Below are 11,002 nucleotides of genomic sequence, written 5' to 3' on the forward strand. Positions count from 1 at the left end.
TGTAAATGAATGGCAGATTACCAGCCTTTGGCGATCGTCTGATAACCAATCAGCTTATAAACCAATTTAGCAGCGGTGAACTCTGATACCACAGAATCCGCGATCGGCGCTAACTCCATGACATCGCAGCCAATCACATCATGGGTTTCAAACACGCGCTGCAAAAACACCAATAGCGCAAACCAGTTTAGCCCACCGGGTTCTGGAGTGCCAACTCCCGGCATTAATGTAGGGTCGATCCCATCCAAGTCAATGGTAATAAATACTTTTTCTGTTTGAATGCCTGCCCAGGCTCGTTCCATCCAATCGGGCTGAAGCGCAATCTCCCGCGCCCGAATCACCGTTAGCTGCTTTTCGCGAATCAGATCAGCTTCTTCTTTACAAATGCTGCGAATGCCAATTTGCACGGTTGGCAAGCCCATATCCACCACTCGGCGCATAATGCAGGCATGGTTATGAATAGAGCCTTCATATTCATGCCTCAGGTCGCCATGGGCATCAATTTGCACGACGGTAAAGGGTTCGCCAGGATTTGCCTGCCGATAGGCTTCCACAATGCCCGTGGTGATGCTGTGTTCACCGCCGAGGGAAATGACAAATTTATCATCGGCAAAAAGCTGACTCACAGTTTCTTGAGTGACTCTTAGCATTTCCTCAGATGGCATTAGGGCACTATTGCGAGTGTCAGCGATCGCTTCGTGAGTATAGATTCCGACCGTCCACAGTTCGCGATCGTGGTCGTCGTCATAATATTCCACCTGTTGAGACGCATCCAAAATTGCGGCAGGTCCATTTTCACAGCCGCGCCGATAGGTGGTAGTCGCCTCAAAAGGAATCGGCAAAATTACTACTTTGGCAGCGTCATAGTCTGCTGCAACTTCTGCCCCTAAAAATGGTAAAGACGATGTTAACGTTTGCACCTAAATTCTCATGCCATAGAACTATCTCAATCCTGACACGATTAAGGCATTCATTGCCACATCTGAACCCTAAAGCAGGTCATGAAAAAGATCATGGAAACGCACCCACAGTGAGTTAATTGAAAGGCGACTTGCTTGATTTAGAACTCAGCTTTCATAATCACAATCTTGTCGCCATTGATTCGAGGAGTCGCTGTAAAGGTTGTTTTTTCTCCGGCTTTGAGCGAATTTGCTTGGGTTCGAGTAGAGCCACTATAAACAGGCTTCCACTTCGTTGCAGACTCTCTTTCTAAAACAACGTAGTTAATCGAAACCTCTCCAATCGGTTTACGGGTTCTGTTTCTGGCAAAGCCTACTAACACACCGCCCTCATAATTGAGATCGGAAAACTCTAAGACACGCTTAGCCGCAGAGTCTACAGACACAATTTTCTTTTCCTCAGTTGGCTTACTGTTGGGGGATTGGGGGGTATTATTTTTGCTGGGAGTTGCGGGTTGGGTAGGGGGATCAGTAGTGCTTTGGGATTGGCAAACTTCAGTTAAATCTCTAATTTGCCCGGTCATTTTCTGTTGATAACAGAAATAATTTGCCTGCATGGGACGCGCTCCTACTGCATTCGGTAAGTTTAGCGAAGCAACTGAAACGATTCCTGCCATAGCCCAGTGATATATCTTTTCCATAGCTGCCATGCCCTCTCAAATAAGGTGAATAGACTTAGAGTGCCCGATTAATATCTGAGCGATCGCTTTAGTCACATTTACTTGAAAACAATAATATTTCCGGAGAGGGATTCTTTTAACAATTGAGTGCGGCTGAGTGCGGCGAGATCGCCCATTACTCTGAAGATATCCGCCTGCACGGGCTAGATTTCTCCTGTCCAAAGGCTACAGCCTCCTAAACCAAGCTCTGGAGTTTTGCGATAGGCTTCCTCCGCAGCCCAAACTTTCACCGTGTGATCCATGCCAACCCAATACAGATAATCTGCTGTGGGATTATAGTGAACGCCGACACGAATGTTAGAAAAGTCGTCTTCACAAGTGGCATACCCAAAGCGAATGGTAAGTTGGGCAATCAGACATTCTGGCGTATCAACATACTCGCCAAAGGTATCTCGCTCTTTCCAAAAGGTATCTAGAAATTTTTCAAGGACAGGCAGAACTTTATCAGGACCGCCGCCCCGACTGGCGTAGATGATGGCAGCGTTGTTTTCAACGATGATGTGGCAAGAGTGGGGCATCGTTCAGGGTATTTAGCTTAAACGTGAATAGGGCATGGGCGATCGCGGGATAAATCGCCTGACACCCATACCCCACTTTGAAGATTTTTCCAGTTAGATGTTGGTCTCGCTCAACTCACGAGTCATATAGTCGAAAGGCTGATCCAGCATAGTACCCACTGGAATTCCAGCCGCTGCCACTTGCTCTTTGACAATTTCTTTCATCACCTGAATGCCGTAAACAGTAGAACCAATCGGCACTGCTAAGGAATTATAGGTTTCCCGGAGTCCTTCTAATACGCGCTCATCTAGAACATCAGTGTCGCCTGCCACTAACGCATAGCTGGCGTAGCGCAGGTAATAATCCATGTCTCTAAGGCAAGCAGCATATCGACGAGTGGTGTAAGCGTTGCCACCGGGACGAATGAGTTCGGGCAATTCTTCAAACAAGCGTAATCCTGCCTGTTTAACAATGTCTGCTGCGTTAGAGTTAATCACGGCGGCAGCTTGCACACGCAGCATCCCCGTATCAAAATAGGACTTCAGCCGATCCATGGCATCTCGGTCTAAGTATCGACCTGTGTTGTCGTAGTTTTTAATTAGGCTTGTAACTGCGTCACGCATTGAACTTTCCCCCAGGCATTCTTAAATAGTTCAAAAATAAATGCTTTTGGTTATCTCTAACCGAGTACTTGTGAACGCTCTTAAATAAACCGCGATCGTTCAACTCAGCACGGCTAGTCTAACATGAGCCGACATCCCTATAACCCCTATCTCCCGGTTGTTTTGGCGTGTAAAGAGATGTTGAGAAAAACCGCGATCGCAGCTATCTATGCTTTCTAAAATTGCTGCGGTTGCGATCGGATCGTCAAGTCTGTTTTAGCAAACTCACTTTGTAGTTATTAATACAAAATCTCAGAAAGTCACTCTTTAGGATCATGCAAGCATTAGGATTATTTCAAGCATATGTAGAGGCTATAGCCTCATCAGACCAGCCCTTAAGTTAGCATCAGCTACGGCACTGCGTTTTAACTGCTTTTTCTGTTTCCCAGATTTTGGAAACAGTCCGCACGAACTAAGGAGTATTTCATGACAACCCCGCAAGAAATCCTGGAATGGATTAAGCGTGACAACATTCAAATGATTGATCTGAAATTTATTGATACACCCGGAATTTGGCAGCATTTAACGCTGTATCAAGACATGATCGATGCAGACAGCTTTACCGATGGTGTTGCCTTTGATGGATCGAGCATTCGAGGTTGGAAAGCGATCAACGACTCCGATATGGCGATGGTGCCTGATCCAAACACCGCTTGGATCGATCCTTTTATGGAAGAGCCAACCCTAAGTATGATTTGCAGCATTGTGGAGCCGAGAACGGGGCAACCCTACAGCCGCGATCCGCGATCGATTGCCAATAAAGCGGTTGAAGCAGTCAAAGCAGCCGGATTAGGCGATACGGTTTACTTTGGACCCGAAGCCGAATTCTTTGTGTTTGACAACGTTCAATTTGATCAAACCCAAAACGAAGGCTATTACAAAGTCGATAGCATTGAAGCAACTTGGAACTCTGGTCGAAACGAACCAGGGGGCAACTTAGGCTATAAGGTTCGGAATAAGGAAGGCTATTTTCCAGTCTCCCCTACCGATACGCTGCAAGATATGCGAACTGAGATGTTGCTGACGATGAAGGCGTGCGGTGTGCCGATCGAAAAGCATCACCATGAAGTCGCGACGGCGGGTCAGTGCGAACTAGGCTTTCGATTTGCGCCGTTGGTGCAAGCAGCCGATTTTCTGATGACCTATAAGTACTGCATCAAAAATGTGGGTAAAAAGTATGGCAAGTCAGTGACGTTCATGCCAAAGCCTGTGTTTGGCGACAACGGTACGGGGATGCACTGTCACCAATCGATTTGGAAAGACGGACAGCCTACTTTCTTTGGCGATCGCTATGCTCAACTGAGCCAAACTGCCCTGTGGTACATTGGCGGCTTGCTCAAACATGCGCCTTCTATTCTGGCGTTTACCAACCCGACCACTAATTCCTATAAGCGTCTAGTACCGGGTTTTGAGGCTCCAGTCAACTTGGCATATTCCCAAGGCAACCGCTCGGCTTCCATTCGGATTCCTTTAACCGGCGACAGCCCCAAGGCAAAACGGCTGGAATTCCGCTGCCCAGATGCCTCCTGCAATCCTTATTTAGCTTTTGCCGCCATGGTTTGCGCGGGCTTGGATGGAATTAAAAACCAGATTGATCCGGGTGGTCCTTTGGATGTGGATATCTATGAGCTTAGCCCTGAAGAATTGTCAAAAATTCCTTCAACTCCAGCTTCTTTAATGGATGCGCTAAAGAATTTAGAGCAAGATCACGAATTCTTGATTTCGAGTGGCGTGTTCACTGAGGATTTCATCGCAAACTGGATTAGCTATAAGCTTGATCGCGAAGTGATTCCCATGAGTATTCGCCCTCATCCCTACGAATTCATGCTCTACTACGACTGCTAAATCATCCTTAATCATTTAGCGAAAGTCTAAAACCAGGAGCGATCGCGCGATCGCTCCTGGTTTTTATTGCACTCCGAAACCTGATACTTGACACCCGAAACCCGACGAGAATTCGTTACACTTATTTACAAGTGAGCCATAAACCCTGTGATGGTCATGGGGATGCTCTGCCAAAGAACCTTTTTAGTGTGTCAATATTCTTTACCCTGTGAACTCTCATGACTGTTGCTTATCCCAAGAAATTTAATAACACTCTCAGTGCGCGGGACGTTTTAGATCAAGTAGTACGCGATCGTGAGATTCACCTAATCACGCTCAACCGCTATCGCTACAATGAGCAGCGCAGTTGTAAAGACCTGACTGATTTGACCGAAAAGCTCAACGGTCAACCGAAAGAACTTGTACGGGATCTAGCTCATCACATTTCTGATGAAGCCCGTCACGCGGCTTGGTTAACCGATTTATTGATTGATGTAGGTGCAGATATAGGAATTCCGCCCGGATTGTCCTACATTAACGAGTTTGAACGGTTACTCGATCAAGAAACTTTTGGGAACGGCAATTTTGAAGATGGCGTAATTGCTGCCCTTGCCTCCATCAACGTGACCGAAAAGCGTGGCTGCGAGTATTTTTCTGCTCACATTTGGGCTTTGAAGAACGCGCCTCAAACGGAGGAAAATATCAAAATTCGAGAAACAATCGAACGCATTTTCCCCGAAGAGGCTGGGCATGTTCGCTGGGGTAATCGTTGGTTAGCCCAAATTGCTGACAAGAGTGCAGAGCATCGACAAAAGGTAGAAGCTGCAAAATGCAAATATGCAGCGATCGAGCAGGCAGCCTATGAAGCTGGGTTTGACTTTACAATGGGAGCAGAACTACGGCGGGTTGGCAACCTGTGGGATATTGCCAACACAATGCCTCTGATGGAACGAACTCAGTACCTGATGGAACGGTTGCCTTACACCTTGCTCTCACCTGATCTGCAAATGACCCGGATTGATGTGGCGCAACGAGCATGGCAACGAGATCCGCAAGCATTTGTGGAGAAATTTATCCCCATGTTCATCAAAGGGATGACGCGGAACCAAGCCCAGCCGCAACAAAAAACATCTGCCTAGAAAGTTTAGGTAAAAGCCCTTGCTTGAGATCCCAGTGAGGGCTTTGGACTATCGATGATCCTGAAGAAATCAGAAGACCCACTGACGAATTGGGCGATCGGCGATATCGTAGATCCATTGAGTCTTTAGCCAAGGAAAACGTCGTAAGCTAAAGACTCAAGCTTTGAGATGTTTCACCTAATCTCCTCAAAAATTCCTATGGTTCAAACAATTCCCAGTGATGAGTCCACAAGCCAAGTTGAAGCCAATGCATCCAGCAACTTGGTAGAAGTGATTGAGACGGTGATTGCTAGCCTGGATGACGGGCAAACGGCGATGGTTAACCGTAGTGAAGAGGGGTATCTTTGGAAGTTTAAATACGGCACTGTAGAGGTATTCGTCCAGATTACGGGCTTGTCGGAAGACGATACGCTGATGGTGTGGGCAGCCGTGCTAAAACTCCCTGCAAAAGATGAGCCAAAGTTGATGCGTCAGCTTTTAGAAAAAAACTGGTCTGATACCTTAGAAGCACGATTTGGCATTATGAATAACGAGGTAATTGTCGTTACGAATCGCTCGATCGCCGATCTGTCTCCCAGCGAATTATCCCGCGCCATTACCATTGTTGCGACGATCGCCGATGAAAGTGACGAACCATTGATTGCAGAGTTTGGCACTTAGGAATCGCCGTAATTATGACCGTTTGGCGGTTGATTCCTCCTTTTGCAGCGTCGGGTGCCGTTCATATGGCATTGGATGCTTGGCTGTTAGAACAGCATATCCAAGGAAACCATCCACCCACTCTACGGTTTTATACCTGGGAACCTGCGGCAATTTCCCTAGGCTACCATCAGCGACAGTATCCTAATCATTGGAATACTCTGATGTGGCAGGGGCGATCGCTCGATATCGTGCCGCGACCCACGGGTGGACGGGCGGTACTCCATCAGGGCGATTTGACCTATGCCGTGATTACCTCTGGGTTAAGCAGCAACCGGATGGAAAGCTATCGGCACATTTGCGAGTTTTTGATTCAGGGTTGGCGATCGCTGGGAGTAGAGTTGCACTACGGCAAAGCAGGGCGTGGCTATATTCACAATCCCAACTGTTTTGGCACCGCCACCGCCGCCGATTTAGTATTATCCAATGGCTATAAATTGATTGGCAGCGCCCAAAAGCGGCGAGGGAATGCCATCTTGCAACATGGCTCAATTCGCTTGAATCCAAATGTCACGCTGTTTCAGCACGTTTTTCAGTCGGAGTTTATAGAACCAATCGCTCCTGACTTTGTTTTACAAAAAGTATCAATAGAGCTAGTAATTGCGGCACTGATGGAGTCCGCGCAAACTTGTTTTGGGAGTAAGTTTCAACGAGATCCGCTTGCTGACTCCGAATGGAACCTCCTGCAAAAGCTTTCAACTCCAAACCCTGTTTGCGTAGCGTCTCCATAGCTTCTGCTTTTCGTAAGGTGGAGTTACTCTAAACCTCAGACCTTATTTCTCTACCGCTTCTATTGCCGAATCTGCCAACGCCGCAATTTGAAAACCCGCTGGATAGGTGCCATCTTCTTTAATCTGCTTGATCAAGTTGTCTCCAATTGGCATGTTTAGCTTTTGTGCCAAAGCTTGGACAATATCGCCGCGATCGATCACGCCAGAAACCGCTCCTGCTGGAGACAAAACTGTCATTCGCCGCAAGGCATCTTTTTCCAATCGTTGAATCACTGTCGCTAAGGGTGTAGCTTCCTCAACTGTGGCGATCGTGTCAAGTGGATGAATAATTTGGAACAAGGTTTCCCTTTCCCAGCGGCTACGTTCTACCGATTGCAGATCATCTGCTGCCACTAACCCGCGATAGCGCCCATCGGAAGACGCAAAATAGACTTCTGGCTGAGTCGCCAACAGCAAGTATTTATCGGCAAACTCTCGTAAACTCATGTTGGCATCGACCACTCGAAACTCGCGGGTCATCGCATCACTGGCTTTCAGCGATAGTAAGGCTTCCTGAATTTCGGTCATGCGATCGTAGCTGCCTGCATTTTGAAGACCAAACCAGCCCAGTAAGATAAACCATAAGCCATTGCTCGCACCCGACACGAGTGAAAAGATCCCTAGGGAGATCGCAGTCCACCCTAAAATAGAGCCAGATTTCGCTGCCCAACGCACTCCCTTAAATCGGCTTCCTGTCGCTTTCCAAACGGCTGCTTTCACGACCTGTCCTCCATCAAGCGGCAGACCGGGCAGCATATTAAACAGTGCCAAAACTAGATTGGTCGTTGCTAAATATTGGGCAATGACGCTAACGGGTGTATCCACTCCCGGATAGACAGTGACCAAAAGCGTCAACAAAACAGATAGGACTAAGCTAACCGCAGGACCCGCGATCGCCACCTGAAACGCTTTGCCAGGGGTTTTTGATTCTCGCTCGATTGAGGCAATCCCGCCAAACAAAAACAGCTTGATGGATGTAACCTTAATTCCTTGGGATAGCGCCACTAAACTATGACCCAGTTCGTGCAGCAACACTGAGCCAAAAAATAAGAGTGCCATTGCAAACGCAGATAGGTAAGCTGTGGCAACACCCCACTCTGGATAACGTATCTGCCAATTTGCTGCCATGGGTAGCGCAATCAAAAACAAAATAATGAACCAAGACAGATCAATGTATAGAGGAATGCCAAACACTGATCCAATCCGCCAACCTGACTGCATACGGTTACCTTAATGCCTATCTTTCTAGGATAAGGGAGCTAGAGGAGAAATGGAGCAGCGCGAGACAATGTGCCGAAGATGAAGAAGTGACAAAGTAATAGGTTCTTACTCTGATAATGTGAGCTTCATCTGTAAGTCTGAGTTAGTTCTTTCCTCAAATGAGCGAAGTTATGAAACGCATCGGTATTATCATTCTGGTTGCCCTCGTCTCTGGATGCACTGCTGGGGATAAGCAAACCTCTGTTACTCAAAGCACTACTGATAGAAGTAAACCGGATTTGGTTAAAGCTACCCCTAAAGCTTCGCTTCTTCCTACTACTGAGTTAAAAGTCGAGCAATCGCCTGTCATCAGTGGCATTTCAGATAACGGTTTTATAGTAGAAAGCAATGCAAAACTTGAATCAAAGACAGGATTGTCTGTCACAGTTGAGAAAGTCATAGTCGCCTCATCACCACACACTGTAGTTTTGCTGAAATTGCGTCTTAAAAATGACTCAGAAAAACCCTTAAGGATTTCCCCTATCTTGGGAAACATCGTAATTGAGAATCGTCAATTAGAGGTAGACAGCGTAAAGGGAGATTTATCAGGAACTATTGAACCCGGTGTTGTTAAAGAAGGAACCATAGACTACCTTCTAAAAAATGCATCACTTGATTTGAGAAATATTAAAAAAATTCGTGTAAATCTAGATGATGTCTCAAAATCCGAACCTTATGAAACAGAGAAAATAGCGTTTGATCTTCTAATTCCTGATCGCTCACAGTCTTCGGCAGCTAAAAAGTCTGTTGAGTCACCTAAGCCAGTTCTTTCCTCTGGTGTTCTTGTAGCTTCTGACCCCAAATCACCAATCAATGTCAGGGATGAAGCAAATACATCATCATTTGCCCGTCATGTTGGTTATGCAGGTGACAAGGTGCAAATTGTAGAGGAGAAAACTGATAGTAAAGGACAAGTGTGGTATCGGGTAACCTTTTCATCTCAAGCGTCGGGATGGATTCGTGGTGATTTTATCTCAGTTCAATGATGAGCTAACGGTCTAAGTACCATCCGTTAGAGTAGGTATTAGCGATCGCCCCTATTTATCCCAAAAACCGCGCCCAAACCCATTCCCACCAGGATGATGGGGTCAGTGCTTGAAGTTTGGGTAACTTTTGGCGGATTTTTTGAATATCCCAGTTGGTCAGACGGGCGAGGGTTTGGGCTTCTCGATCAAAACGGCGAGGCAGCGATCGCCCATAGGCTCGACCTGCCGCACACTCGGTTTTACCCAAAAAGGCATGGCGCAGCACGTAGCGTCCCTGAAACTGTTCGCGGTTGTTGGTGTCTTGAAAGACCAAATCTTCAGGAAAGCGATCGCGAGTGTAACGCACATGTAGACGGGTAATGAAGACATTCGATGACGGGAAGGGAGAAGGGCGACGCGGTGCAAAAAATCCGGGTCGGGTCGGCTCTGTTTGCGGCTCATCTATCCAGAAAACTCCAGCATCCCGCAGTTCTTCACGAGACAACGGTTCGGCTGAGCAAGGATCGCAATTTGACATATCCCAGGCATATTCCAAAAAGGCTACATTACGACCTTCGCGATCGTAGGATGTTTGGAACATGGATTTGTAGAAGTCGCTGAACTCATTTTTGACAAATGTTGGAATTTCTATGTTAGAAGGCACCTTGACCGTGCGATAGTTGGTGACTTCTGCCTGACCTTTGGGCGACAGAATATAAACCAGCAAATCTTGAGCTTGCTGAGCGTTCACCATACCCAACCGCAGCGGCAGCATAAACCGGGGTGATTCAAACGCCATTTTGATTGGGCGCAGGTTTTGAAATCCTGCTTTTTCAAACTCATTCAGGTTTACCTTTGCCACAAAAAACTTCAGCTTTTGGCGAATATACGGCTTGAGTAATTCTCGTGCGCCTTTAGGAATTCGATAGCCGTTTTGGGTCAGCCAAGTTTCCAGTCCGCCCGATTCCTTGGCGCTGAGGATCAAAATGTCGTATTCGCCCACCGTGAATTTTTCTTCAATCGTCACGCCTAATTCGGCAGCATTTCCCCGCGCCTTTTGGACAAGTTGACTAGAAGGAATCTCCGCCATTAGGGGCATCTGGTCATCCATGGGCTGAGGCTGACAGGGATCGGGGTCAAAATATTCTACTAATCTCGGCGCACTGAAAGCATCCAGATGAGCCATGACGCTGGGTTTTCCGACTTCTACCTGTTCTTTTTTCAGTACTACAGGCACAGGCACGACGATCGCAAAATCTTTCACCTCACCCTGATAATCGTTCGCCATCGTCAGCACGGTTTTGTTGCCACTGCGGGCGATCGCCACTTGGGAAGCCTGGTTATAAAGCTTGGCATCTGCCTTTGCCACATAAAACCCGCAAAATGCCCAAGCTTTGGCAGCAAGAAATAGGCTGGAAATCGTGAATAAGCAAAACAGCAGAAGAGTTCGGAGGAGTTTCATAGGAATGACGAATGACGAATGGTGAATGGCGAAAGAGAGGAAAGGGCGTTTTGAGTTTTGAGTTTTGAGTTTTGAGTTTTGAGT

11 protein-coding genes are annotated in these 11,002 nt (G+C 47.0%); 5 read left to right on the plus strand and 6 right to left on the minus strand.

Annotated features, from left to right (window positions below; translation table 11 throughout):
* Positions 1 to 17: 17 nt before the first annotated feature.
* From speB to apcB, 4 genes are all read right to left on the minus strand, one after another.
* Positions 18 to 920: an agmatinase gene (gene speB, locus AB3R30_RS01850; RefSeq protein WP_458647434.1), complete on the minus strand. Its 903-nt coding sequence runs from the start codon at positions 918 to 920 to the stop codon at positions 18 to 20.
* A 140-nt stretch (positions 921 to 1,060) separates the two neighbouring features.
* Entirely contained in the window at positions 1,061 to 1,609 is a 549-nt protein-coding gene (locus AB3R30_RS01855; RefSeq protein ID WP_458647435.1) for a hypothetical protein, read from the minus strand.
* A gap of 173 nt (positions 1,610 to 1,782) precedes the next feature.
* Positions 1,783 to 2,157, minus strand: a complete 375-nt coding sequence (locus AB3R30_RS01860; RefSeq protein WP_458647436.1) for a histidine kinase — start codon at positions 2,155 to 2,157, stop codon at positions 1,783 to 1,785.
* Positions 2,158 to 2,250: 93 nt separating this feature from the next.
* Positions 2,251 to 2,760, minus strand: a complete 510-nt coding sequence (gene apcB / locus AB3R30_RS01865; protein ID WP_458647437.1) for an allophycocyanin subunit beta — start codon at positions 2,758 to 2,760, stop codon at positions 2,251 to 2,253.
* 465 nt (positions 2,761 to 3,225) lie between these two features.
* Between apcB and glnA the strand changes: the two genes are divergently transcribed.
* The 4 genes from glnA (at position 3,226) to AB3R30_RS01885 (ending at position 7,192) form a co-directional block, all read left to right on the plus strand.
* On the plus strand, positions 3,226 to 4,644 hold the full coding sequence (gene glnA / locus AB3R30_RS01870) for a type I glutamate--ammonia ligase (RefSeq protein ID WP_458647438.1): 1,419 nt from the start codon (positions 3,226 to 3,228) through the stop codon (positions 4,642 to 4,644).
* A gap of 218 nt (positions 4,645 to 4,862) precedes the next feature.
* On the plus strand, positions 4,863 to 5,762 hold the full coding sequence (locus tag AB3R30_RS01875) for a ferritin-like domain-containing protein (protein ID WP_458647439.1): 900 nt from the start codon (positions 4,863 to 4,865) through the stop codon (positions 5,760 to 5,762).
* Between the two features lie 198 nt (positions 5,763 to 5,960).
* On the plus strand, positions 5,961 to 6,422 hold the full coding sequence (locus tag AB3R30_RS01880; RefSeq protein WP_458647440.1) for a YbjN domain-containing protein: 462 nt from the start codon (positions 5,961 to 5,963) through the stop codon (positions 6,420 to 6,422).
* Between the two features lie 14 nt (positions 6,423 to 6,436).
* Entirely contained in the window at positions 6,437 to 7,192 is a 756-nt protein-coding gene (locus tag AB3R30_RS01885) for a lipoate--protein ligase family protein (protein ID WP_458647441.1), read from the plus strand.
* Positions 7,193 to 7,234: 42 nt separating this feature from the next.
* Here AB3R30_RS01885 and AB3R30_RS01890 read toward each other — a convergent pair whose 3' ends face one another.
* The gene (locus tag AB3R30_RS01890) at positions 7,235 to 8,452 is read right to left on the minus strand and encodes a site-2 protease family protein (RefSeq protein WP_458647442.1); all 1,218 of its coding nucleotides are present in this window, start codon (positions 8,450 to 8,452) and stop codon (positions 7,235 to 7,237) included.
* Positions 8,453 to 8,622: 170 nt separating this feature from the next.
* Here AB3R30_RS01890 and AB3R30_RS01895 point away from each other — a divergent pair, with 170 nt between their 5' ends.
* Positions 8,623 to 9,477, plus strand: coding sequence for an SH3 domain-containing protein (locus tag AB3R30_RS01895; protein WP_458647443.1), 855 nt, complete (start codon positions 8,623 to 8,625; stop codon positions 9,475 to 9,477).
* 55 nt (positions 9,478 to 9,532) lie between these two features.
* On the opposite strand, the gene AB3R30_RS01900 is transcribed toward AB3R30_RS01895, so the two are convergent.
* Positions 9,533 to 11,002: DUF2330 domain-containing protein (locus AB3R30_RS01900; protein ID WP_458647444.1), on the minus strand; the 1,470-nt coding region annotated here is incomplete at its 5' end.

Source organism: Sivoneniella epilithica UHCC 1019 (genome assembly GCF_040830845.1).
In the GTDB taxonomy this organism is placed as follows: domain Bacteria; phylum Cyanobacteriota; class Cyanobacteriia; order Leptolyngbyales; family Leptolyngbyaceae; genus ULC077BIN1.